This is a genomic window from Pseudomonas sichuanensis (genome assembly GCF_003231305.1).
Classification (GTDB): domain Bacteria; phylum Pseudomonadota; class Gammaproteobacteria; order Pseudomonadales; family Pseudomonadaceae; genus Aquipseudomonas; species Aquipseudomonas sichuanensis.
The window spans coordinates 94,232-115,830 of the sequence record NZ_QKVM01000003.1 but is presented as its reverse complement, the minus strand read 5'-3'; the positions used below and the strand labels follow the sequence as shown (position 1 = coordinate 115,830).

21 protein-coding genes are annotated in these 21,599 nt (G+C 66.1%); 10 read left to right on the top strand and 11 right to left on the bottom strand.

Annotation, left to right across the window (positions count from 1 at the left end; all coding sequences use genetic code 11):
• Positions 1-20 precede the first annotated feature (20 nt).
• Entirely contained in the window at positions 21-935 is a 915-nt protein-coding gene (locus tag DM373_RS02560) for a LysR family transcriptional regulator (protein WP_110992061.1), read from the top strand.
• On the opposite strand, the gene DM373_RS02555 is transcribed toward DM373_RS02560, so the two are convergent.
• Positions 936-1,388 carry a YaiI/YqxD family protein gene (locus DM373_RS02555; protein WP_110992060.1) on the bottom strand — a complete coding sequence of 151 codons (453 nt, stop codon included), beginning with the start codon at positions 1,386-1,388 and terminating at the stop codon, positions 936-938.
• 147 nt (positions 1,389-1,535) lie between these two features.
• Positions 1,536-3,467: a cytochrome c/FTR1 family iron permease gene (locus tag DM373_RS02550; protein ID WP_110992059.1), complete on the bottom strand. Its 1,932-nt coding sequence runs from the start codon at positions 3,465-3,467 to the stop codon at positions 1,536-1,538.
• Between the two features lie 294 nt (positions 3,468-3,761).
• Between DM373_RS02550 and DM373_RS02545 the strand changes: the two genes are divergently transcribed.
• Genes DM373_RS02545 through DM373_RS02530 form a run of 4 tightly spaced genes read left to right on the top strand, consistent with a single transcriptional unit; the run spans position 3,762 to position 6,881 of the window.
• Positions 3,762-5,153 carry a COG3014 family protein gene (locus DM373_RS02545; RefSeq protein WP_110992058.1) on the top strand — a complete coding sequence of 464 codons (1,392 nt, stop codon included), beginning with the start codon at positions 3,762-3,764 and terminating at the stop codon, positions 5,151-5,153.
• Between the two features lie 15 nt (positions 5,154-5,168).
• Positions 5,169-5,525 (top strand): YcfL family putative periplasmic lipoprotein, encoded by a 357-nt coding sequence (locus DM373_RS02540; RefSeq protein ID WP_110992057.1) that lies wholly within the window; start codon positions 5,169-5,171, stop codon positions 5,523-5,525.
• 21 nt (positions 5,526-5,546) lie between these two features.
• Positions 5,547-6,134 carry a penicillin-binding protein activator LpoB gene (gene lpoB / locus DM373_RS02535; RefSeq protein WP_110992056.1) on the top strand — a complete coding sequence of 196 codons (588 nt, stop codon included), beginning with the start codon at positions 5,547-5,549 and terminating at the stop codon, positions 6,132-6,134.
• 3 nt (positions 6,135-6,137) lie between these two features.
• Positions 6,138-6,881, top strand: coding sequence for a penicillin-binding protein activator LpoB (locus tag DM373_RS02530; RefSeq protein WP_110992055.1), 744 nt, complete (start codon positions 6,138-6,140; stop codon positions 6,879-6,881).
• Positions 6,882-7,536: 655 nt separating this feature from the next.
• Here the strand turns inward: DM373_RS02530 and DM373_RS02520 are convergent.
• The 6 genes from DM373_RS02520 to DM373_RS02495 all read right to left on the bottom strand — a co-directional run bounded on the left by DM373_RS02520 (position 7,537) and on the right by DM373_RS02495 (position 13,614).
• Positions 7,537-8,976 carry an efflux transporter outer membrane subunit gene (locus DM373_RS02520; RefSeq protein ID WP_110992053.1) on the bottom strand — a complete coding sequence of 480 codons (1,440 nt, stop codon included), beginning with the start codon at positions 8,974-8,976 and terminating at the stop codon, positions 7,537-7,539.
• A complete protein-coding gene (locus DM373_RS02515; RefSeq protein WP_110992052.1) occupies positions 8,973-9,848 on the bottom strand; it encodes an efflux RND transporter periplasmic adaptor subunit in 876 nt (291 codons plus the stop codon). The genes DM373_RS02520 and DM373_RS02515 overlap by 4 nt, the downstream gene beginning before the upstream one ends.
• Entirely contained in the window at positions 9,845-10,057 is a 213-nt protein-coding gene (locus tag DM373_RS02510; protein WP_110992051.1) for a DUF1656 domain-containing protein, read from the bottom strand. The genes DM373_RS02515 and DM373_RS02510 overlap by 4 nt, the downstream gene beginning before the upstream one ends.
• Entirely contained in the window at positions 10,054-12,141 is a 2,088-nt protein-coding gene (locus DM373_RS02505; RefSeq protein WP_110992050.1) for an FUSC family protein, read from the bottom strand. The genes DM373_RS02510 and DM373_RS02505 overlap by 4 nt, the downstream gene beginning before the upstream one ends.
• On the bottom strand, positions 12,138-12,575 hold the full coding sequence (locus tag DM373_RS02500) for a MarR family winged helix-turn-helix transcriptional regulator (RefSeq protein WP_110992049.1): 438 nt from the start codon (positions 12,573-12,575) through the stop codon (positions 12,138-12,140). The genes DM373_RS02505 and DM373_RS02500 overlap by 4 nt, the downstream gene beginning before the upstream one ends.
• A gap of 127 nt (positions 12,576-12,702) precedes the next feature.
• Complete coding sequence (locus tag DM373_RS02495) at positions 12,703-13,614, bottom strand: LysR substrate-binding domain-containing protein (RefSeq protein ID WP_110992048.1); 912 nt, start codon at positions 13,612-13,614, stop codon at positions 12,703-12,705.
• Between the two features lie 130 nt (positions 13,615-13,744).
• Here DM373_RS02495 and ycaC point away from each other — a divergent pair, with 130 nt between their 5' ends.
• From ycaC to DM373_RS02475, 4 genes are all read left to right on the top strand, one after another.
• On the top strand, positions 13,745-14,374 hold the full coding sequence (gene ycaC, locus DM373_RS02490) for an isochorismate family cysteine hydrolase YcaC (RefSeq protein ID WP_110992047.1): 630 nt from the start codon (positions 13,745-13,747) through the stop codon (positions 14,372-14,374).
• An 80-nt stretch (positions 14,375-14,454) separates the two neighbouring features.
• Positions 14,455-15,015, top strand: coding sequence for an antibiotic biosynthesis monooxygenase (locus DM373_RS02485; protein WP_110992046.1), 561 nt, complete (start codon positions 14,455-14,457; stop codon positions 15,013-15,015).
• A 42-nt stretch (positions 15,016-15,057) separates the two neighbouring features.
• Positions 15,058-15,876, top strand: a complete 819-nt coding sequence (locus DM373_RS02480) for an alpha/beta fold hydrolase (RefSeq protein WP_110992045.1) — start codon at positions 15,058-15,060, stop codon at positions 15,874-15,876.
• Between the two features lie 152 nt (positions 15,877-16,028).
• Positions 16,029-18,002, top strand: a complete 1,974-nt coding sequence (locus DM373_RS02475; RefSeq protein WP_110992044.1) for an amidohydrolase — start codon at positions 16,029-16,031, stop codon at positions 18,000-18,002.
• Positions 18,003-18,189: 187 nt separating this feature from the next.
• On the opposite strand, the gene DM373_RS02470 is transcribed toward DM373_RS02475, so the two are convergent.
• Positions 18,190-19,002, bottom strand: a complete 813-nt coding sequence (locus DM373_RS02470) for a tetratricopeptide repeat protein (RefSeq protein ID WP_110992043.1) — start codon at positions 19,000-19,002, stop codon at positions 18,190-18,192.
• A gap of 205 nt (positions 19,003-19,207) precedes the next feature.
• Between DM373_RS02470 and DM373_RS02465 the strand changes: the two genes are divergently transcribed.
• Entirely contained in the window at positions 19,208-19,765 is a 558-nt protein-coding gene (locus DM373_RS02465; protein WP_110992042.1) for a WCX domain-containing protein, read from the top strand.
• A gap of 90 nt (positions 19,766-19,855) precedes the next feature.
• On the opposite strand, the gene DM373_RS02460 is transcribed toward DM373_RS02465, so the two are convergent.
• Both DM373_RS02460 and DM373_RS02455 read right to left on the bottom strand, forming a co-directional pair.
• Entirely contained in the window at positions 19,856-20,719 is an 864-nt protein-coding gene (locus DM373_RS02460) for an ABC transporter permease (RefSeq protein ID WP_110992041.1), read from the bottom strand.
• A gap of 13 nt (positions 20,720-20,732) precedes the next feature.
• Positions 20,733-21,596 carry an ABC transporter ATP-binding protein gene (locus tag DM373_RS02455; protein WP_110992040.1) on the bottom strand — a complete coding sequence of 288 codons (864 nt, stop codon included), beginning with the start codon at positions 21,594-21,596 and terminating at the stop codon, positions 20,733-20,735.
• Between the last annotated feature and the right edge of the window lie 3 nt (positions 21,597-21,599).

Genomic DNA, 21,599 nt, shown 5'->3' with positions numbered 1-21,599 from the left:
CGAAAGTTTCCATGTAGAAAATGCATATCGACCTGCGCCAGCTCCGCCACTACATCGCCCTTGTCGAGCACCGCAGCTTCGTCGCCGCGGCGGCCGCGGTGAACCTCTCGCAATCGGCCTTCAGCCGCAGCATCCAGACCCTCGAGCACAACGTCGGCTGCCGCCTGGTCGACCGCGCCAGCAAAGAGCTGGCGCCCACCCGCCAGGGCCTGCTGGTGCTGGAGCACTCGCGGCGGCTGGTGCACGGCGCGCACAACCTGGTCAACGAGATCAATCAGTTCAATGGCGCCACCACGGGCGTGGTGCGCTTCGGCTCGGGGCCGGCGCCGGCGGGTGGGCTGGTGCCCCGGGCGGTGGCGCGCTTCGTCGCCGAATACCCGGCGGCGCGCACCTGCTTCCAGGTGGACAACTGGCAGGCGTTGAACCGCCGCCTGATGGCCGAGGAAATCGAATTCTTCGTCGCCGACACCCGCCAGTTCGAAGCCGACCCGGATTACCAGGTGCACAAGCTGACGCCGCAACGCTGGCATTTCTGCTGCCGCGCCGGGCACCCGCTGACCGCGCAGGCCGAGGTGCGTGCGCGGGACCTGTTCGACTACCCGCTGGCGACGACTTTCCGCCCGCCCAACATCCGCAAGATCCTCAGCGACCTCAGCGGTCGGCAGGACTTTTTACCCAGCGTGGAATGCGAGCATGGCTACGCCCTGCTCAACGTGGTGCAGCACTCGAACACGATCGGGATCGCCTGTAGCGCCAACCTGCAGCCGTACCAGCGCGAGGGGGGGCTGGTGGCGCTGAAACTGTCGGACCTGGCGCCCGAGCAGGAAGAGGCGTGCTACACCCGCTATGGGGTGGTCAGCCGGGTGGGGTATGGCTTGTCACAACTGGCGCAGGGGCTGGTCAGGCAACTGATTGCCTGCGACAGCGCCATGTGATCAGCGCTTGGCCAAACGGCCGAGGATTCGATCCAGCGCGTTGGCAAACGCCTGCTTTTCGCGCTCGCCATAAGGTGCCTGGCCACCGCCCACCTGCCCCTGCTCGCGCAGCTCGGTGAACAGGTTGCGCACCGCCAGCCGGTCGCCCATGTTGCGCTCGTCGAACTCGCGCCCGCGCGGGTCAAGCGCCGCCACGCCCTTCTTGATCAGGCGATCGGCCAGCGGCACGTCGCTGCAGATCACCAGCTCGCCGGGCACGGCATTGTCCACCAGATAATCGTCGGCCGCGTCCATGCCGCTGGGTACCACGATCAGCCGCACGCAGGCGAAGGCCGGCTTGATCTGCGGCTGGCCGGCCACCATCACCACCTCCAGCTTGCGCTTGAGGGCGAACTTGACGATCAGGTCCTTGGCCGCCTTGGGGCAGGCGTCGGCATCGATCCATATACGCATGGGAGTTGTTCCTGTGTGTCTCGGGCTGAGATTGTCGCAGGTTCGGCCTCTTCGCGGGTAAACCCGCTCCCACAGGTACAGCGTCATCCTTGTGTCTGCGCAATCCCTGTGGGAGCGGGTTTACCCGCGAAGAAGCCAACACCAATTTCAGTTGGCTGTCGCCCGACGCTTCTCGGCCAGCCGGCTACGCCCGTACAGGAACACGATCGCCAGCAACGCCAGCGCCTGCGCGCCCAGCGAGTAGGCATCGGCATGAATGCCCAGCCAGTCGAACTCGAAGAACGCCACCGGCCGTGTACCCAGCACGCCGGCTTCCTGCAGCGCCTTGACGCCATGCCCGGCAAAAATCACCGACAGCGCACACAGCAAGGCCGCGTTGATGCTGAAGAACAGCGCCAGCGGCAATTTCGCCGAGCCGCGCAGGATCACCCAGGCCAGGCCCACCAGCAGCACCAGCGCCGTGGCACCGCCCGCCAGCACCGCCTGGTGCCCGGCAGGTCCCGCCTGCAGCCACAGGGTTTCGTAGAACAGGATCACCTCGAACAGCTCGCGGTACACCGAGAAGAACGCCAGCAGGGCAAAGCCGAAGCGCCCGCCACCGCTGACCAGGCTGCTCTTGATGTAGTTCTGCCAGGCGGCGGCGTGGCGGCGGTCGTGCATCCACACGCCCAGCCACAGCACCATCACCGAGGCGAACAACGCCGTGCAGCCTTCGAGCAGTTCGCGCTGGGCGCCGCCCACGTTGATCACGTAGGCCGCCAGGGCCCAGGTGGCAAAGCCGGCGACCAGCGCCAGGCCCCAGCCGATGTTGACGCTGCGTACCGCCGACTGCTGGCCGGTGTTACGCAGGAAGGCCAGCACCGCCGCCAGCACCAGGATCGCTTCCAGGCCCTCGCGCAGCAGGATCAGCAGGCCGGAGATGTAACTCAACGACCAGCTCAGGCCATCGCTGCCCAGCAGTTTGGCGGCTTGCTTGAGCTTGGCCTTCGCGGCGTCCAGGCGCTGTTCGGCCTGGGCCAGCGGCAAGCCGTCCTGCAGCGACTGACGGTAGGCCATCAGCGACTTCTCGGTGTCCTTGCGCACCTGGGCGTCGATGTTGTCGAGAGAGCTTTCGACCAGCTCGAAGCCTTCCAGGTAGGCCGCCACCGACAGGTCGTAGGCCTGGTCGCGGTCGCCGGCGCGGTAGGCCGCCAGGCTCTTGTCCAGGGTGCTGGCGGTGTAGTCGAGCAACTGCGCCGGGCCGCGCTTGGCCTGCGGCGGCTTGGCACGCTGGGCACGGAAGGCCGCCACGGCATCGGGGCCCTCTTTTTCAGCCACTTCGGCGGGCGTCTGGCGGGCCAGGTCGGCAATGTTCCAGGCCTTGTCGCCCATGGCCACCTGCGGGTCGGCGCTGAAGCTGGCGATATAGGCCGCCACATCCCAGCGCTGGCGCTCGTCGAGCTGGTCGGCGAACGACGGCATCTCGGTGCCTTCGATCCCCAGGCCAAGGGTGTTGTACAGGTCGTACAGGCTCAGCTGATCCAGCCGCGCAACGTTGCGCAGGTTGGCCGGTGCCGGCTCAAGGCCCAGGCCGGCCGGGCCGTCACCCAGCCCGGTATCACCGTGGCAGATCGAGCAGTTCTGCGCGTACAGCGCCGCACCGCGGGCCGGGTCGGGGGTGATGATCGGCGCCTGGCTGACCTCGTAGGCCACCGCCAGGCGGGCACCCAGCTGGCGGGCCTGGCGGGCGACACCAGCACCCTCCTGGCGCTGCTCGATGGCCTCGCGCAGGCCCTGCACACCCTGTTCAAGCGCGGCGCGCTCGGGGTTGTCCGGCAGGCCCTTGACCAGCTCGGCCAGTACCCCGCTGAACTCCTGCTGCTCGCGGTATTCGCCACTGTCCACCACCTTGCCGTCACGCACCGTCGGTGGGTAATCGGCGCCAATGTAGTCCAGCAGATGCAGGGCCTTGGTCGCATCGGCGGGAGCCTCTGCCTGCGCCAGGGCGCTGCACAGCAGCAGCATCGGGGCGAGCAGCACGGCAAGCAGGCGGGAACGGGAATTCATGGCCAGTCTCGATGTAAATACGAAAGTGAACATTGTTCACTTCCACTCTGCGTCCCTCAAGCTTCAGGGGCGGATTTCATGAAAAATCTTGCTACAAAATCTCCCGATACCTTCGCCGTCCTCGTCAGGATCTTTACGACGGCAGGCCTGTCACAGGAGGGGTAAAGGCACATGGCCATTAAAACGCCGCCACTTTGCGTATAATGGCGCCCCTTGTAATAGCCATTGGCAATCAATGTGCCTTTACCCAAAGGATCTGGCCCGGCCAGAGGGCCCCGCCGCCCCGCTACAGCGGCTGCAACATGCTCCAGGGAATGAAAACCTCCGATGGCAACCCGCGTCCTGATCCTGGCAACCCTCTTCACCTTCCTGCAACTCAGCGGCTGCTCGGTGTTTCGCAGCTACGACAGCGAAATGCAGGCAACCAACCAGCAACTGGCCGCGGGCAATGTCGACGCCGCGCTGGCCCTGCTCGAAAGCCACAACACACGCGAACAGAAGGACCTGCTCTACTACCTGGAAAAAGGTGAACTGCTGCGCTCGAAGGGCGACCTGGCCGGCAGCCAGGCAGCCTGGCGCTCGGCCGACAGCGTGGTAGTGCAATGGGAAGAGGCTGTTCGCCTGGACACCGACAAGTACCTCAGCCAGTTCGGCAGCTACGTGGTCAACGACAAGGTCCGCCGCTACGAAGGCTACGACTACGAAAAAGTCATGCTGACCACGCAGATGGCCCTGAACCTGCTGGCCCAGAACGACTTCGACGGTGCCCGCGTGGCGATCCGCAAGAGCCACGAGCGCGAAGCGATCATCGCCGAGCTGCGGGACAAGGCATACCTCAAGCGCGAAGAACAGGCACAGGAGGACGGCATCAAGACCGAAGTCGCCGACCTCAAGGGCTACCCGGTCGCCACCCTCGACGCCCCCGAGGTGGTCAACCTCAAGAACAGCTACCAGAGCGCCTTCAGCCACTATCTGGCCGGTTTCGTCTACGAGGCCCTGGGCGAAAAAGGGCTGGCCGCACCGGGTTACCGCATGGCCGCCGAGCTACGCCCGAAAACACCACTGCTGGAGCAGGCCCTGCTGCAGCTGGACGGCAACAGCGCCAGCCCCGCGCAGAGCGACGTGCTGTTCGTGGTGCAGAGCGGCCTGGCGCCAGCCCGCGATTCCATGAGCATCCCCCTGCCCCTGGTGATCGATGAAAATCTGGTGATCACCCCGCTGTCGTTCCCGGTCATTCGCGAAGACCGCTCCACCGCGCACCTGGATGCCTTGCAGCTCGACGGCAGGCCCCTGGCCCTGACCTTGCTCAACAGCACCAGCGCCATGTCGCGCCGGGCCTTGCGCGATGACATGCCCGGCATCATCCTGCGCACCAGCGCGCGCGCCGTCTCGCGCACCTTGGCGCAGAAGAAGCTGAACGAGAAAGACCCGCTGGCCGGCCTGATCTTCGGCATCGCGTCGATGGTGCTGGAGAATGCCGATACCCGTACCTGGCGCACCCTGCCCGACCAGACTCAAGTGGCCCGCCTGCGCCTGAAGCCCGGCGAGCACCAACTGAACCTGCCGGCGGCACTGGGCGGGGCCGGGATCAACGTGAAGATCGACCGCCCCTATCAGGTGGTCAGCCTGCGCGTGGTCGGCAACCAGGTGTTCGCCAGCGGCCCGGCCGTCCAGGTCGCGCCCACCAACACGGCCCCCACCGTGGTCAGCCTCAAGTAACCTCAAGGATCGAACATGCGCAGAACCTGCCTCGCCCTGCTCACCGCCGCCTTGCTGGCCGGTTGCTCCAACACCGAAACCGCCGCCAGCAAGGTCGTGACCATGGGCCAGCTGGACGATATCGAAGTCCATCAGATGCGGGTCGCCCGCGAGAATGGCTTCCTCACCGTCAACGTGGCGCTGAACAACACCAGCCGCAGCAACCAGACCCTGTTCTACCGCTTCGCCTGGCTGGACGACAGCGGCTTCCCCGTGGCCGACGAGGAAGGCTGGAAGGCCCTGCCGCTGTATGGCAAGCAGGCCAAGTTCCTGCCCGCCATCGCGCCGACCCCCAAGGCCACCGACTTCCGCTTCGAAGCCCACACCCGGTAACCCCTTTCAGGAGCACCCTGCATGTTTGCACGCCTTTCCCTCGCCGCCGTCGCCATCGCCCTGGTCAGCGGCTGCAGCACCCCGTCGCCGGTCCTCGGCGGCAAGAACATCAGCTACGGCGACAGCAAGGCGGTCGAGCTGATCACAAACGAGTTCGGCTCCACCGACCTGCAGATGATCGCCGAGAGCATGACCCGCTCCCTGGCCCAGTCCGGCGTGCTGCACGGCCGCCCGGTGGTGCAGGTGTACGACGTGAAGAACAAGACCAGCGAGTACATCGATACCCGCGAGATCACCACCACCATCAAGACCCAGCTGATGAAGTCCGGCACCGCCCGCTTCGCCAGCGACAACACCGACATGCAGAGCCAGGTCGACCAGCTCCAGCTGCAGAACCAGAGCGGCCTGTACAAGAAGAGCACGGTGGCCAAGACCGGCAACATGATCGCCGCCCGGTATCGCCTGGAAGGCTCGATCAGCTCCATCGTCAAACGCAGCAGCGACTACAAGGACGTGTTCTACAAGTTCAGCCTGCAGTTGGTCGACGTGGAAAGCGGCCTGGCCGAATGGATGGACGAAAAAGAAATCCGCAAGACCACGGAGCGCTGACCGATGCGTGCATGGATGGCAGTCATTGGCCTGGCCTGCGCCTTCGGCGCGCAGGCGGCCCCCAAGGTGGCGGTGACCGACCTGGCCTACGAGGCGCAGGTTCAGGAGTACATCCACAGCGTCAACGCCCAGAACAACGGGCAGTCGAGCATGTACAACGCCAGCCAGTCGTCGAGCTACAGCGAGTACGAAAGCAGCAAGAGCTACATCCAGCAGGCCGAGCTGCGCAAGTTTGGCGGCGACATCAAGGGTGAAATCCTCAAGACCGGCATGTTCGAGCTGATCCAGGGCAAACCCTACACCGCCGAGGCCGAGGAAGACGTGTACGACGTGATCCGCCGGATCAAGAACGGCGCGTTCGCAGGCGCCGACTATGTGCTGTTCGGCACCCTGTCGGACATCGACTTCCAGGAGGACGTCAACGCCCTGGCCCACACCGACAGTTATTCGAAGGTACTGGGGCTGAGCGTGGTCGCCGACTTCAGCCTGATCGATACCCGCACCTTGCAGATCACCTCGGCGTTCACCGCCATGGGTGAGGGGCAGGACATCAAGCTGATGAAAAGCCAGGACCGCCGCGTGACCCTGAACCGCCCGAAGGTGGTGCGCGAAGTGTCGAAGGCGCTGGGGGAAGATGTGGCGCAGCAGTTGGCCGATCAGTTGGGCGGCGTAGGGCCAGGCCAGCCACGCCCGCCACGGGTGCGGGACAAGCTGCCGCCGGATGAGCCGGCGCGGATCTTGAACTGACGGCAAAGCTCCACTATTTGGGCTTGCACGTCCACTGTAGGAGCGGCCTTGTGCCGCGAAAGGGCTGCGCAGCAGCCCCCGCGATTTCTGCTTTCACGCTGAAATCCTGGGGCCGCGCTGCGGCCCTTTCGCGGCACAAGGCCGCTCCTACAAACCAGGTGTTCGCCGAAGGCCTTGCAGCGCCTATGAGATCGAGCGCCGCCCGCGCGGCGCATCGCGGGACAAGCCCGCTCCCACATTTGTTTCGGGCCAATGAGTCCTGTGAAAGTACCGCTGCCCGCCTTGGCGCATGTCTTGAGTCATGTGAAGCAGCGCTAGCGACCACGCAAAAACCGCGTCGTACCAACAAGGCGGACCAGGTAATAGCACAGGAGAGACTGGCCCGAAACAAATGTGGGAGCGGGCTTGTCCCGCGATGCGCCGCGCGGGCGGCGCTCGATCTCATAGGCACTGCAAAGGTTGTGGCGAGCACCTGCATGCCCTGATGCAATCAACAGCCAGGCACCCGGCGGCCCTGATGCAACCTCCAGCCAGGCCTCTATCCCCTCGTGGGAGCGGGCTTGCCCCGCGATTGGCCAAGCCTGAAACCACGCAACATGCCACTGGCTACGCCAGTGATCGCGGGGCAAGCCTGCTCCTACGCTGTCTACCTACATCAGTTGGTTGAGGTTTTATCCAGAGGCATGCCACTGCCCTTCCACCCCCCACCCAACGCCAGAAACACCCCGATCTGCCCCATCGCCACCTGGCTGTTCGCCGCCGCCAACTGCGCGCGCACATCGGTGTAGGTCCGCGTCGCCTGCAGGTCAGCCAGGAACGACTCACGCCCCACCTGATAACGCAGATGCGTCTGGTCCGCCGACTCTTTCGCCGAACGCTCCGCCTCGGCCAACGCATCGCGCCGGTCGAGCAAGGCGCTGTACTGCGCCAGCCGCGTCTGGGTCTCACGAATGGCGTTGAGCACCACGCCATCGAACTGCGCCAACGCCGCCTGGGTCGAGGCCTCGGCCATTCGAATACGCGCACGGGTGCCATTGGTGGGAATGTTCCAGCTGATCTGCGGGCCAAAGCCCCAACGGTTGGTTGACGGCTCACCGAGGTTTTCAAGAATGCCGATGGTGCCCACCTGTGCACCAATGCTGATATCCGGGTACAGCGCGCCAGAGGCCACGCCGATGTTCGCGGTCGCTGCCGCCAACTGGCGCTCGGCCTGACGCACATCGGGCCGGCGTTTGAGCAAGGCCGCGCCATCACCCACCGGGATCAACTGCGCAAGGTGCGGCAGCTCGGCGCAATCGGCAGTACCCGCCGGCAACTGCTCGACCGGCTTGGCCAGCAGCGCGGCCAGGGTGTAAAGGCCTGTTTCGCGCTCGGCCTTGAAGCGCGGCAGTTCCGCACGCAGCGACTTGAACTGGGTCTGCGAGCGGGTGACCTGGGTCTCGTCGCCACGGCCAGCGTCGCGCAAGCGCTGTGTCAGCTGCACGCCCTGCTGCTGCAGGTCCAGCGACTCCCGGGCAATGTGGTACTCCTCGTTGGCCGAACACACCTGGGTGTAGGCCTTGACCACATCGGCCACCAGGGTGATGCGCGCGGTGTCGGCAGCGGCCTGCACCGCATCGGCGTTGGCCTTGGCGGCCTCGGTGCCGCGCTTGAAGGTGCCCCACAGGTCGAACTGGTAGCTGACGCTCAGCAGCGCTTCGCCGATATTGGCCACCGGCACTTTCTCCGGCAGCAGGAAGGCTTCGCCGGACTCCTGCAAGCGCTGGGCACCGGCCTTGATGCCGCCATTGAAACCACCCTGGGACTCGGCCACCTCCACCTGGGCACGGGCCTTGGCGATGTTGGCGGCGGCCACGCGCAATTCGGTGTTGGCGCTCAGGGCCTGGCGCACCAGTTCGTTCAGGCGTTGATCCTGGTACAGCTGCCACCAATCCTCGGGCACCGGCGCCGACACCACGCTGTCGGCATCCTGGCGCAACGGGGCGTTGAGGTCGCTGCGCTGCACGGCGGCGTCCTTGGGCACTTCGTAGTTGGGCCCGACCATCATGCAGGCGCCGAGGGACAGGCTAAGCCCCACCAGGATCAGCTGTTTCATGGGCGCTGGCCCTCGATGATCGACACCGTGGCGGTGCGCCCGGCAATCATGCGGAAGTCCGCCGGCACCTCGTCGAAGGTGATGCGCACCGGAATCCGCTGGGCCAGACGCACCCAGCTGAACGCCGGGTTGACGTTGGGCAGCAGGTTGGCGCCGCTGCTGCGGTCGCGGTCCTCGATGCCGGCGGACAGGCTCTCGACACGGCCGCGCAGGCGGGTGTTGTCGCCCATCACGCGGATGTCCACGGCATCGCCGATATGGATGCCACCGAGCTTGGTTTCTTCGAAATAGCCATCGACGTGGTACGAGGCGCTGTCGACCACCGACAGCACCGGGCGCCCGGCGCTGACGAACTCGTGGGCGCGCGGGGCGCGGTCGTTGAGGTAACCGTCCACCGGGCTGCGCACCACCGAACGGTCGAGGTTGAGTTGGGCAAGGTCCACCTGCACCTGGGCCTGATTGACCGCCGAGCGGGCACGGGCCTCGCGCGACTGGCTCTCTTCCAACTGCTCGGCCGCCACCAGGTTGCCCAGCTTGCGGTTGCGCTGCGCCTCGCGGGAGGCCTGGGCCAGGGTTTCCTGGCGCTCGGCCAGGGTCGCCTTGGCCTGGCGCAGGGCCAGGCTGAAGCGGTCCTGGTCGATGGTGAACAGCACGTCGCCGCGCTTGATGGTCTGGTTGTCGCGCACCTCGACCTTTTGGATCAGCCCGGACACATCCGGGGCGATCTGGATCACGTCGGCACGGATGTGCCCGTCGCGGGTCCAGGGGGCGAACATGTAGTACACCACCATCTGCCACACGAGCACGGCGGCGAAGGTCACTACCAGCAAGGTCAGGACCACGCGGCCCAGGGTCAGCAAAGGTTTTTTCATGGCAGCATCAGGCTTCGGCAAAAGTGGTCGACCGCGCCCAGCAGCACGGCATACAGGGCAACGTTGAACAGCGCCCGGTGCCAGACCAGGCGGTAGAAATGCACGCGCACCAGCAGCGCGTGCACCCCCAGGAACAACAGGTAGGTCGCAAACATCATCACCAGCAGCGTGGGCAGGAACACCCCGCTGATATCCAGTTCACCGATCACAGGGGCGCTCCATCGAGCCCGGGGGGCAGTTGCGTTTGTTCAGTGGGTTCGAGCATCACCTCCACCCCCGGCAACAGGGCCAGGCGCAGGCCACTCAGGGCGTGCAGCAGGTGGGTGCGGGCATCGCCGCGCTCGTACAGTTCGTCCAGGTTCAGCGCCAGGCGCGCCCGCTCCATGTTGCGCAGCAGCGCCGCCGGGGCATGCAGGCGTTCGCCGGCGCGCAGGCAGGCGGCGTAGTGGCCGCCGACCTCCTCGATCACCGTCTGCAGGCGCTCGCGGGCCTGGCTGCCAGCGCGCGGCAGGTAGGCCAGCAGGTCGAGCAGGTTCAGCCCCACGCGCAGGTCGCGCAGCGCCACGCCGCTGTCCTGGCCGGTCTGCGACAGGCGCGGCAGGTGCTGCATCAGGCGGTCGAGCATCTGCACGCCGACCTGGCGGTGTTCGGCGAGGGTGGCCGGCGCGGTCATCTCAACGATGTCGCGCCAGGCGAAGCGGGTCATGCGCTTGGCCGCCAGCTCCACGCCGAACGGGCGCACCACGATGGTCCAGAGGAAGGCGAACAGCAGCCCCACCGGCCCCGCCAGGTTGGCGTTGAGGAAGGTGAAGAAGTCGGCGTCGTAGGCGCCCTGGATGCTGATGAAGGTCGAGGTGTTGACGATGGTCAGCAAGGTGCCCAGGTAGAAGCGCGGCTGCACGGTGAGGGTGCCGACGCAGATGAACGGCACGGCAAAGGCCAGCACCAGCATGGCGAAGTCATGCAGGTTGGGCAGTACCAGGAACAGGTACAGGCTGGAGAAGATCACCGACATCAAGGTCCAGAAGAAGAACCGGTAGATCTGCGGCGCCGGGTCGTCCATGGCGGCGAAGAAGCTGCACGACACGGCGGCGAGGATTACCGCGCTGGCGCCGTCGTTCCAGCCCAGGCCGATCCACAGGCCGCAGGCGACGACGATGGCGGTGACGGTGGAGAACACCGAGTAGAGCATCAGCCCACGGTCGAAGAAGGGCGTCAGCCGGCCCAGCCGCCAGTGCCGATACACTGCCCGCCAGGGCTTGGCGTCGTCGGTGCGCAGGGCGTGCTGCAGGGTGCAGCAGTCCTGCCACAGGTCGGCCCACTCGGTCAGGCGGTAAAGCGCATTGGACAACAGCAGCTCGGCGCGCTGGTCGAGGGCGGCGGCGCCGGGTTGCAGGCGGTCGATCTGCTCGTGCAGGGCGGTCCAGCGTGCCACCGCGGCGCTGTCGGCGGTGCCCTTGAGCCACTCGCGGGCAGCCGCCAGCACTGGCTGCAACTGGGCGAACTGCACAGGGGCGCGGCCTTCGAGGGCAATCAGGGCGTCGTCGAGGGCATCGATCACCGGCAGCAGGTGGATCATCCGCCCGCGCAGTTCGCGGGCGTTCTTCAAGGTGTGCGGGCCTGCGCCTTCGTGGCCGAGCTGGCCGATCATCAGCTCCAGCGAGTTGAAGGTGGCGACCATCGCCCCGCGCATGCCGCCGACCTTGTCGGCGCTGGCTTCGCGGGCCAGGTAGGTATCGCTGTAGCGGATCGCCTCACCGAACCAGCTGCCGGTCGCGCCCACCACCACCGGCGCCAGCCGGCGCGGCCAGAACACCGCGCCGACCACTGCCGCACAGACGATGCCCAGGCAGATTTCCTGGGCCCGGGACGAGGCCACGTCGAACACCGCCAGCGGGTTGTCGACCACGGCCAGGGCGATCATCGGCATCGTGTAGCCGGCCAGCATCAGCACGTAGTTGTTGGCGGTGCGCAGGTTCAGCGAGAGGAACAGCAGGGTGCCGGTCCACAGCGCGACGGCAATGCTCAGCAGCAACGGCGACTGCACCAGCAGCGGCACGAAAAAGATCGCCGCACCCGCGCCCAGCAGGGTGCCGAGTGCACGGTACAGCGCCTTGGAGGTGGTCGGGCCGAGGAATGGGCTGGAGACGATGTACACCGTGGCCATCGCCCAGTACGGGCGCGGCAACTGCATCAGCAGGGCGATGTACAGGGCGATCATGGACGCGGCGAAGGTGCGCACGCCGTAGAACCAGTCGCGGGCCGGGGGCACCGAGCTGAAGAAGCCGTTCATGGGGCGAGGCCCGCGTCTTCGAACACCCGGATCACCCGCAGGGTGGCTTCCAGGTCGGCCTGGTCGATGCCCTGCAACAGCTCGCGGCGCAGGCGCACCAGCTCGCCTTCGATGGACTCGGCCAGGGCGCGGCCGGTGGCGGTCAGGCTCAGCGCCTTGGCGCGGCGGTCCAGCGGGTCCTCGCTGCGGCATACCAGGCCCGCCTTGCACAGCTGGTCGAGCAGGCGCACCAGCGACGGGCTTTCCAGGCCGGCGGCCTGGGCCACCGCCACCTGGTGCACGCCGTCGCCCAGGCGCACGATCATCAGCAGCGGCACGGCGCAGGCCTCGGAGATGCCGTAGCCGGTCAAGGCGCCCTGGCACAGGCGACGCCAATGCCGGGCGGCCACGACCATGCCGCTGCTGATTTTCATGTGCAGTGCGTCAAGTGACATATGAGGAACCGAGGATATTCATAGTTTGCTAACTATCAATATACGCCCTGCCCTCCCCCTGCCGTCAACCGGGCCTGACGGCAGGCGAAGATGAAAAGTTGTTCATCCTCGCGTCAGACCCGCGCCGTCAGGCCATGTCGCTGGTGGCGAATTCCTCGGCCAGGTGGTCGATCAGCGCGCGCACCGACGGCAGCAACCCGCGCCGTGACGGGAAGATCGCATGGACGATGCCGCAACGCGGGTGCCATTGCGGCAGCAGCTCCACCAGCCTGCCCGCCGCCAGGTCCTCACGCACCGCCACCCGTGGCAGGTGGGCGATGCCCACCCCGGCCACCACGAAATGGCGCAGGGCAAACAGGTCGTCGCTGACCATGCGCGGCGTGTGCGGGATGACCAGGCTGTGCTGCTGGTCCTCGCCCTGGAACAGCTCCCACTGGTATTCGCGCTGGGCGCCGCCCCAGTGCAGGCTGGGCAGCGTGCTCAGTTGCTGCGGGTCGAAGCCCGCCGGCAGCTGTTCGAGGAATGCAGGGTGCCCGACCAGGCACTGGGTGCTGTTGCTCAGCACCTTCATCACCATGTCGGTGTTCTCCAGCGGCGGGAAGCGCACCCGCAGCGCCAGGTCGAAGCCTTCGTGCAGCAAGTCGACGCGGCGGTTGGTGCTCTCGATGAACAGTTCCACCTGCGGGTACTTGAGCATGTAGCGGGTGAGCATCGGCCCCACCCAGGAATTGAGCAGGGTGGTCGGGCAACTGATGCGCACCAGCCCGCGCGGCTCGCTGCGGTTGCGCTCGATGATTTCGGCGGCGCCTTCGGCCTCCACGCGCATGGCCAGGCAACGGTTGTAGTAGGCCTGGCCGATCTCGGTCAGCGAACAGTGCCGGCTGGTGCGGTGCAGCAGGCGCACGCCCAGGCGCTCCTCCAGGTCGGCGATGCGCCGGCTGAGCTTGGACTTGGGCATGTCCAGCGCCCGCCCGGCCGGGGCGAAGCCGCCGTGCTCCACCACCTGGGTGAAGTAGTACAGGGAGTTGAGGTCTTCCATTGATCGTTCACCAAATAGAACGCTAGAGGCAATTTTTGCAGTCTACCGCGCCAAAGGTGATGAATCTAATCTTTGCTCATCAACGCGAAACACCCCACCCAGTGAACGACACACCCTAAGGAGCACGACCATGGCTAACTTCAAATACAACCGCCTGAACAAAGACGACGCCGCCGTACTGCTGGTGGATCACCAGGCTGGCCTGCTGTCGCTGGTGCGCGACATCGAGCCGGACCGCTTCAAGAACAACGTGCTGGCCCTGGCGGACCTGGCCAAGTACTTCAACCTGCCGACCATCCTCACCACCAGCTTCGAACAAGGCCCCAACGGCCCGCTGGTGCCGGAACTCAAGGCCCTGTTCCCCGACGCGCCGTACATCGCCCGCCCAGGCCAGATCAACGCCTGGGACAACGAAGACTTCGTCAAGGCCGTGAAAGCCACCGGCAAGAAGCAACTGATCATCGCTGGCGTGGTGACCGAGGTATGCGTGGCCTTCCCGGCGCTGGCGGCCCTGGAAGAAGAGTTCGAAGTGTTCGTGGTGACCGACGCCTCCGGCACCTTCAACGAAATGACCCGCGACGCGGCTCACGACCGCATGAGCCAGGCCGGCGCGCAACTGATGACCTGGTTCGGCGTGGCCTGTGAGCTGCACCGCGACTGGCGCAACGACGTCGAAGGCCTGGCCGCGCTGTTCAGCAACCACATCCCCGACTACCGCAACCTGATGACCAGCTACAACACCCTGACCGCCGGCAAGTAACCCGCCGCCCGCCTGGCGCCCTCGTGGCGCCAGGCCCGCGCAGCACACCCCATCAACGCAGCTCACGCCAGGGCCCGCCGATGAACACTCCACACAACCGCAACGTCGTCACGCTGGTGATCCAGCACAAGGTCCGCGCCCAGGCGCTGGCGCCCTACGAGGCCTGGCTCAAGCATGCGGTGAGCACCGCACGCCAGCAGCCCGGCCACCTGGACGTCAACGTCATCCGCCCGGACGACGATGGCCGGCAGTTCACCACCATCGTGCGGTTCGCCGACGCCAGCCTGCTGCAGGCCTGGGTCAATTCGGCCGAGCGCCAGGCGCTGGTCAGCGAAGTGCTGCCACTGCTCGAAGAGGGCGACCAGACCCAGGTGCATGACGATCCGGAGTTCTGGTTCACCCCACCCAGCACCCGCGTCGCGCCACCGCCGCGCTGGAAGCAGGCCGTGCTGACCTACCTGGTGATATGCCCCATGACCCTGCTGATCCCGCAACTGCTGGCGCCGCTGTTCGCCCGCTACCCGCTGCTGGGCGGCCCGATCAGCGGCAACCTGATCACCAACCTGTTCGTCATCCTGCCCGTGGTGTTCTACATCATGCCCTGGGTGACCCGCCGCTGCGCCACCTGGCTGCGTGGCTGAAAGTTTTCTCACTGCCTCACTCGAATTTCAGGAGATACCGACATGAGCACACTCGTTACCCGCGATGGCACCTCGATCCACTACAAGGATTGGGGCAGTGGCAAACCCGTCCTGTTCAGCCACGGCTGGCCACTGGACGCCGACATGTGGGATTCGCAGATGGAGTACCTGGCCAGCCGCGGCTACCGCACCATCGCGTTCGACCGCCGGGGTTTCGGACGCTCCAGCCAGCCTTGGAGCGGCTACGACTACGACACCTTCGCCGATGACATCGCCCAGTTGATCGAGCACCTCGACCTGCGCGAGGTGACCCTGGTGGGCTTCTCCATGGGCGGCGGCGACGTCAGCCGCTACATCGCCAGGCACGGCAGCGCGCGCATCGCCGGCCTGGTGTTGCTGGGTGCGGTAACGCCGGTGTTCGGCAAGCGCGACGACAACCCGGACGGCGTCGACCGCGCGGTATTCGACGGCATCAAGGCCGGCCTGCGGGCAGACCGGGCGCAGTTCATCGCCGATTTCGCCGCGCCCTTCTATGGCATCAACCATGGCCAACAGGTGTCCCAGGGCGTGCAGACCCAGACCTTGAACATTGCGTTGCTGGCGTCGATCAAAGGCACCCTGGACTGCGTGAGCGCTTTCTCCGAAACCGATTTTCGCCCGGACATGGCCAAGATCGACGTGCCGACCCTGGTCATCCACGGTGACGACGACCAGATCGTGCCGTTCCAGAGCACTGGCAGGAAAGCTGCAGAGCTGATCCGCGGTGCCGAGCTGAAGGTGTACGAGGGGGCACCGCATGGCTTTGCCGTGACCCACGCGCAGCAGCTCAATGAAGACCTGCTGGCCTTCCTCAACCGCTGACAGCATCGCGGGACAAGCCCGCGCCCACGTCACTCGCGCATTTGCAGGCCTGGCGTGGGAGCGGGCTTGCCCCGCGATAGGCCTGGCCCAGCAACACAAATCCCCCTGGTTGCTAACCTTCACCCGCCAGCCGCAGCCCGATGGAGAACACCATGTCCCAGGACCCGAACGACAAGAGCCGCCGCCAGTTCCTCGCCACCAGCACCGTGCTCGGCGCCGCTGGCGCACTCTGGTCGGCCCTGCCCTTCAGCGGCTCCGCCGATGCATCCACCCAAGGAGGCTCCATGAACGCCGATCTCATCCTGTTCAACGGCAAACTGCACACCGTCGACCGTGAAAACCCCACTGCCACCGCCGTCGCCATCAAGGACGGCAAGTTCATCGCGGTGGGCAACGATGCCCAGGCCATGGCCCACAAAGGCGCCACCACGCAGATCATCGACCTCAAACAGCGCACGGTGATCCCAGGGCTCAATGACTCGCACCTGCACCTGATCCGCGGCGGCCTCAACTACAACCTGGAACTGCGCTGGGAAGGCGTGCCATCGGTGGCCGACGCCCTGCGCATGCTCAAGGACCAGGCAGCCCGCACGCCGACCCCGCAGTGGGTGCGGGTGGTCGGCGGCTGGAACGAATTCCAGTTCGCCGAAAAGCGCATGCCCACCCTGGAAGAAATCAACCAGGCCGCCCCCGACACCCCGGTGTTCCTGCTGCACCTGTACGACCGTGCCTTGCTCAACCGCGCCGCGCTCAAGGCGGTGGGCTACAGCAAGGACACGCCCAACCCGCCGGGCGGCGAGATCCAGCGCGACAAGTTCGGCAACCCGACCGGCATGCTCATCGCCCGTCCCAACGCGATGATCCTCTATGCCACCCTGGCCAAGGGGCCGAAGCTGCCACTGGAGTACCAGGTCAACTCGACCCGCCAGTTCATGCGTGAGCTCAACCGCCTGGGCCTGACCAGCGCCATCGATGCCGGCGGCGGCTACCAGAACTTCCCCGACGACTACTCGGTGATCCAGGAGCTGGCCGACAACGACCAGCTGACCGTGCGCATCGCCTACAACCTGTTCACCCAGAAGCCCAAGGAAGAGCTGGACGACTTCAAGAAGTGGACTGCCAGCGTCAAGCTGCACAGCGGCACCGACTTCCTGCGCCACAACGGTGCCGGCGAGATGCTGGTGTTCTCCGCCGCCGACTTCGAGGACTTCCTAGAGCCGCGCCCGGACCTGCCGCAGACCATGGAGCAGGAACTGGAGCCGGTGGTGCGCCACCTGGTGGAACAGCGCTGGCCATTCCGCCTGCACGCCACCTACAACGAGTCGATCACGCGCATGCTCGACGTGTTCGAGAAGGTCAACCGCGAGATCCCGTTCAATGGCCTGCCGTGGTTCTTCGACCACGCCGAGACCATCACCCCGCAGAACATCGAGCGTGTTCGCGCGCTGGGCGGTGGCATCGCCATCCAGGACCGCATGGCCTTCCAGGGCGAGTATTTCGTCGACCGCTACGGCGCCAAGGCGGCCGAGCAGACTCCACCGATCCAGCGCATGCTCGACATGGGCGTGCCGGTAGGTGCCGGTACCGACGCCACCCGCGTGTCCAGCTACAACCCGTGGACCTCGCTGTACTGGCTGGTCAGCGCCAAGACCGTGGGCGGCATGGCGCTGTACCCCGAAGGCCTGAGCCGCGACACCGCGCTGCAGCTGTTCACTCAGGGCAGCGCCTGGTTCTCCAGCGAGCAGGGCAAGAAAGGCCAGATCAAGGTGGGCCAGCTGGCGGACCTGGCGGCGTTGTCGCTGGATTTCTTCAGCGTCGATGAAGAGGCCATCAAGGGCATCGAGTCGGTGCTGACGGTGGTCGACGGCAAGGTGGTGTACGGCGCTGCCGAGTTCGACAAGCTGGGCCCGCCACAGGTACCGGTGCTGCCAGAGTGGTCGCCGGTGGCCAAGGTGCCGGGGCACTGGCGCGTGGGTACGCCATCGCTGGCGGCCGCCGTGCACCAGTGTTCAGGGCCATGCGGGGTGCATGCACACAGCCATGAACAGGCGCGCCACTCCAAGGTGCCGGTCAGCGACTTCCAGGGGTTCTGGGGGGCATTGGGTTGTTCGTGCTTTGCGTTCTGAGGTGACTCGATAGGCTTGCACGCCCACTGTAGGAGCGGCCTTGCCGGGGCGCCGGACCGGTCGGAAAGGGCTGCAGAGCAGCCCCGGCGATCTTGCATGATGCCGATATCCTGGGGCCGCGCTGCGGCCCTTTCCGACCGGTCCGGCGCCCCGGCAAGGCCGCTCCTACAGGGACAGCGCCAGGCCCTTAGCGCTGAACCTGGTCTTCCAGCTTCATGGTCAACGCCAGAGTGCTGCCCAGCTGGATCGCCTGGTCACGCCAGCCCAGGTAACGCGCCGTGTCGCGGCTGCTGAAGTGCACCGCCAGCTCCTCGGCGGCCTGCATCACCCCGGTGGCCGCCGCCAGCTCCAGCCAGTACAGGGCAGCCCGGGTGTCCGCGGCCACGTAGAGCCCATGCAGCAGGCGATAACCCACCTCGAAACGGCAGCGCGTCTCACCGCGTTGTGCCCCGCGCAGGAACCACTGGTAAGCCTCGAGCGGGTCCACCAGCCATGGCGGGTCGCCGTCGCACACTTCTTCCTCGTACAGGTCGCCCAGCGCTGCCGCGGCATGCAGCATGCCGCGCTCGAAGGCATGGCGGTAATACTCGGCGGCGTTGGCATACGACACCTCCACGCCCTTGCCGAAATAATGCTGCTGCCCCAGGTTGAACCAGGCAACGGCATTGCCCTGCAAGGCCGCCATGCGCAGCAGGTGCCCGGCCAGCCCGGTATCGCCGCGCCAATACTTGCCGTTGAGCCAGATCCAGCCGAGGTCGTTGAGCGCCGCCACGTTGCCGAGCAACGCCTGGCTGCACAGGTCGGCGTACACCGCCTGCAGGTCGGTGGCCTCATCCAGCCGGTCGATCAGGCCGAAGCGCTCACCGCCCTGCAGCGCCTGGCTCGGCATGCCGACGCCGACGAACAGCCGCTGGCGCTGGCCCGGCAATACCGGTACCGGCGCGATGCGCTCGGGCAGCAGCCGCGCGAGCAGCGAATGGATATTGCTGGCAGCAGACATGTTCATCCTCATTGAACGGCGCACAGCTCCAGGCTTTGCTGTGATGGGGCGTGATTCTGCGCGACGTCACGACAAAACCTGTCGCGAACGATCCAGGGCCAGGCAACCAATTGTCTGTTCCTTGATCTGAGCAGGCTGTGGCCAATTGCCATGACCTGCCCGTGCCGCCATTCTATGGCGGCAAGCCTAGACAAGGACGTTTCCTTTGCCGTTCGCCACCACCCGCGCCACCCTTAGCCGCCAATGGGCGCTTCTGCGCCATTTGCCCAGCCGCTCCCCCGGGACCACCAGCGCAGAACTGGTGTGGCGCCTGCGCGACGTGGGCTTCAACGTCAGCAAACGCACCGTCGAGCGCGACCTCAACGAGCTGTCGCTGATCTTCCCGCTGGAACGTAACGACAAAAGCATCCCGTTCGGCTGGCACTGGTCGGCCAAGGCCGGCAGCGAGCTGCGCGGCAATTTCGACCTGCAGGGGTATTTGCGCAGCGATACGTTGCAACCGGCCCAGGATGAGGGCGTGGAACTGCAAGCGTGGGTCAGCGACCTGCTGGCGCGGCAACTGCGCGAAGCGCCGCTGACCGGGGATATGCAGCTGACGGCGCTGGAGCAGGGGCACCGGCTACGGGCAACGGTGATCGATGGCTGGCCGTTGCGCTGGTGGCTGCTGAGCCAGGGGGAAGGGTTGGTGGTGGAGTTGCCACTGGCGTTGCGTGAGGAAATTGGCCGGACCCTGGCCAATGCGGCGGCGCAGTACCAGGTGTAGTGGCCTGTAGCGGCCCTATCGCGGGGCAAGCCCGCTCCCACGTTATTCGTAGGAGCGGGCTTGCCCCGCGAAAGGGCCGGCACAGCAGGCCTAGCGCTGCATGCCCCAGCGCCGCACGGTCAGCCGCTCCAGGGTATTGAACACCAGCCCTTCCACCAGCAACCCGATCAGGATCACCACCGCCAACCCGGCGAACACCTTGTCGGTATACAGCTCGTTGCGGTTCTGGAAGATGTACCAACCCAACCCGCCCTTACCGCTGCTGGCGCCAAACACCAGCTCGGCGGCGATCAAGGTGCGCCAGGCGAAGGCCCAGCCGATCTTCAGCCCCGACAGGATCGACGGCAGCGCCGCCGGCACCAGGATATGCAGCACCAGGCGCAAGCCGCGCAGGCCGTAATTGCGCCCGGCCATGCGCAGGGTTTCGGACACGCCGAGAAAGCCCGCGTATGTGTTCAGTGCCAGCGCCCACAGCACCGAATGCACCAGCACGAAGATCAGGCTGTTGTCGCCCAGCCCGAACCACAGCAGCGCCAGCGGCAGCAGGGCGATGGCCGGCAACGGGTTGAACATCGAGGTCAGGGTGCCCAGCAAGTCGCGCCCCAGTTGGGTCGACACCGCCAGGCTGGTCAGGCCGAAGGCCAGGACGATCCCCAGTACGTAGCCCTTGAGCAGCACCACCAGCGACACGCCGACCTTGGCGAATATTTCGCCGCTGAGCAGCCCCTCCCCCAACGCCGTAGCGGTCTGCACAAAGCTCGGCAACAGCAGGTCGTTGTCGGTGAAGCGCGCCACCAGCTCCCACACCCCGGCCAGCAGCACCAGGATCATCGCCTTGCGCAGCCAGCCTTGCTGCCACAGGCGCTGGGCCAGCGGCAGATCACGTTCCAGCGGCACCCCGGGCAGGGGCTGCAGTTGCACTTCGTATTCCTGGCGAACAGCTGTCGTCGTCATGCCAAGGCTCCTGTCAGTAGGCGATGCGGATATCGTTGAAGCCAAGGTCGCTGGCCTGTGCCGGCGCCTCGTCTTCGTCGAACAGCAAGCGGTGGATGCGCCGGGCACTGGCCTGGAAGTCGCTGCCACCCAGGCTGCCGAGGTGGTACTGGTGACTGTGCACTTCGGCCCGCACTCGGCCCGGGTGCGGCGACAGCAGCAGGATGCGGTTGCCCACCACCAGCGCTTCTTCGATGGAGTGGGTGACGAACAGCAAGGTGAAGCGCACCTCTTCCCACAACAGCAGCAATTCTTCCTGCATCTTGCGGCGGGTCAGGGCATCGAGCGCGGCAAAGGGCTCGTCCATCAGCAGGATCTTCGGCTGGGTCGCCAGCGCCCGGGCAATCGCCACCCGGGCCTTCATGCCGCCGGACAGGGTGTGCGGATAGGCATCGGCGAACGCCGCCAGGCCGACCTTTTCCAGATAGTGCAAGGCGCGCTCCTCGGCCTCGGCGCGCTTGAGCTGGCCGGACACCAGCAGCGGGAACATCACGTTCTGCTTCACCGTCTTCCACGGCGGTAACTGGTCGAACTCCTGGAACACCACGATACGGTCCGGCCCGGGCCCGCGTACCGGCTGGCCTTGCAAAAGGATCTGCCCTTCACGGGGCTCGATGAACCCGGCCACGGCCTTGAGCAAGGTGGACTTGCCGCAGCCGGAGGGGCCGAGCAGCACGAAGCGGTCGGCGCGGTCGACTTCGAAACTGACCTGGTGGGTGGCCCGCACCACGCGCTGGGCGGTGCGGTATTCGAGGCTCAGGTTGTCCACCGCCAGCAGCGGAGGGGTGGCGACACGGCTCAGGTTGCTGGCCGTGTGGCCTGGCAATGGGGCGGTCATGGT

What these genes read in the sequence shown, in the direction of transcription:
- ycaC (WP_110992047.1), top strand. Translation starts at nt 13,745, where the DNA reads ATGGCTAACTTCAAATACAACCGCCTGAACAAAGACGACGCCGCCGTA.
- DM373_RS02540 (WP_110992057.1), top strand. Translation starts at nt 5,169, where the DNA reads ATGCGCAGAACCTGCCTCGCCCTGCTCACCGCCGCCTTGCTGGCCGGT.
- DM373_RS02530 (WP_110992055.1), top strand. Translation starts at nt 6,138, where the DNA reads ATGCGTGCATGGATGGCAGTCATTGGCCTGGCCTGCGCCTTCGGCGCG.
- DM373_RS02560 (WP_110992061.1), top strand. Translation starts at nt 21, where the DNA reads ATGCATATCGACCTGCGCCAGCTCCGCCACTACATCGCCCTTGTCGAG.
- DM373_RS02455 (WP_110992040.1), bottom strand. Translation starts at nt 21,596, where the DNA reads ATGACCGCCCCATTGCCAGGCCACACGGCCAGCAACCTGAGCCGTGTC.
- DM373_RS02475 (WP_110992044.1), top strand. Translation starts at nt 16,029, where the DNA reads ATGTCCCAGGACCCGAACGACAAGAGCCGCCGCCAGTTCCTCGCCACC.
- DM373_RS02515 (WP_110992052.1), bottom strand. Translation starts at nt 9,848, where the DNA reads ATGAAAAAACCTTTGCTGACCCTGGGCCGCGTGGTCCTGACCTTGCTG.
- lpoB (WP_110992056.1), top strand. Translation starts at nt 5,547, where the DNA reads ATGTTTGCACGCCTTTCCCTCGCCGCCGTCGCCATCGCCCTGGTCAGC.
- DM373_RS02500 (WP_110992049.1), bottom strand. Translation starts at nt 12,575, where the DNA reads ATGTCACTTGACGCACTGCACATGAAAATCAGCAGCGGCATGGTCGTG.
- DM373_RS02555 (WP_110992060.1), bottom strand. Translation starts at nt 1,388, where the DNA reads ATGCGTATATGGATCGATGCCGACGCCTGCCCCAAGGCGGCCAAGGAC.
- DM373_RS02460 (WP_110992041.1), bottom strand. Translation starts at nt 20,719, where the DNA reads ATGACGACGACAGCTGTTCGCCAGGAATACGAAGTGCAACTGCAGCCC.
- DM373_RS02505 (WP_110992050.1), bottom strand. Translation starts at nt 12,141, where the DNA reads ATGAACGGCTTCTTCAGCTCGGTGCCCCCGGCCCGCGACTGGTTCTAC.
- DM373_RS02520 (WP_110992053.1), bottom strand. Translation starts at nt 8,976, where the DNA reads ATGAAACAGCTGATCCTGGTGGGGCTTAGCCTGTCCCTCGGCGCCTGC.
- DM373_RS02545 (WP_110992058.1), top strand. Translation starts at nt 3,762, where the DNA reads ATGGCAACCCGCGTCCTGATCCTGGCAACCCTCTTCACCTTCCTGCAA.
- DM373_RS02485 (WP_110992046.1), top strand. Translation starts at nt 14,455, where the DNA reads ATGAACACTCCACACAACCGCAACGTCGTCACGCTGGTGATCCAGCAC.
- DM373_RS02480 (WP_110992045.1), top strand. Translation starts at nt 15,058, where the DNA reads ATGAGCACACTCGTTACCCGCGATGGCACCTCGATCCACTACAAGGAT.
- DM373_RS02550 (WP_110992059.1), bottom strand. Translation starts at nt 3,467, where the DNA reads ATGTTCACTTTCGTATTTACATCGAGACTGGCCATGAATTCCCGTTCC.
- DM373_RS02495 (WP_110992048.1), bottom strand. Translation starts at nt 13,614, where the DNA reads ATGGAAGACCTCAACTCCCTGTACTACTTCACCCAGGTGGTGGAGCAC.
- DM373_RS02470 (WP_110992043.1), bottom strand. Translation starts at nt 19,002, where the DNA reads ATGTCTGCTGCCAGCAATATCCATTCGCTGCTCGCGCGGCTGCTGCCC.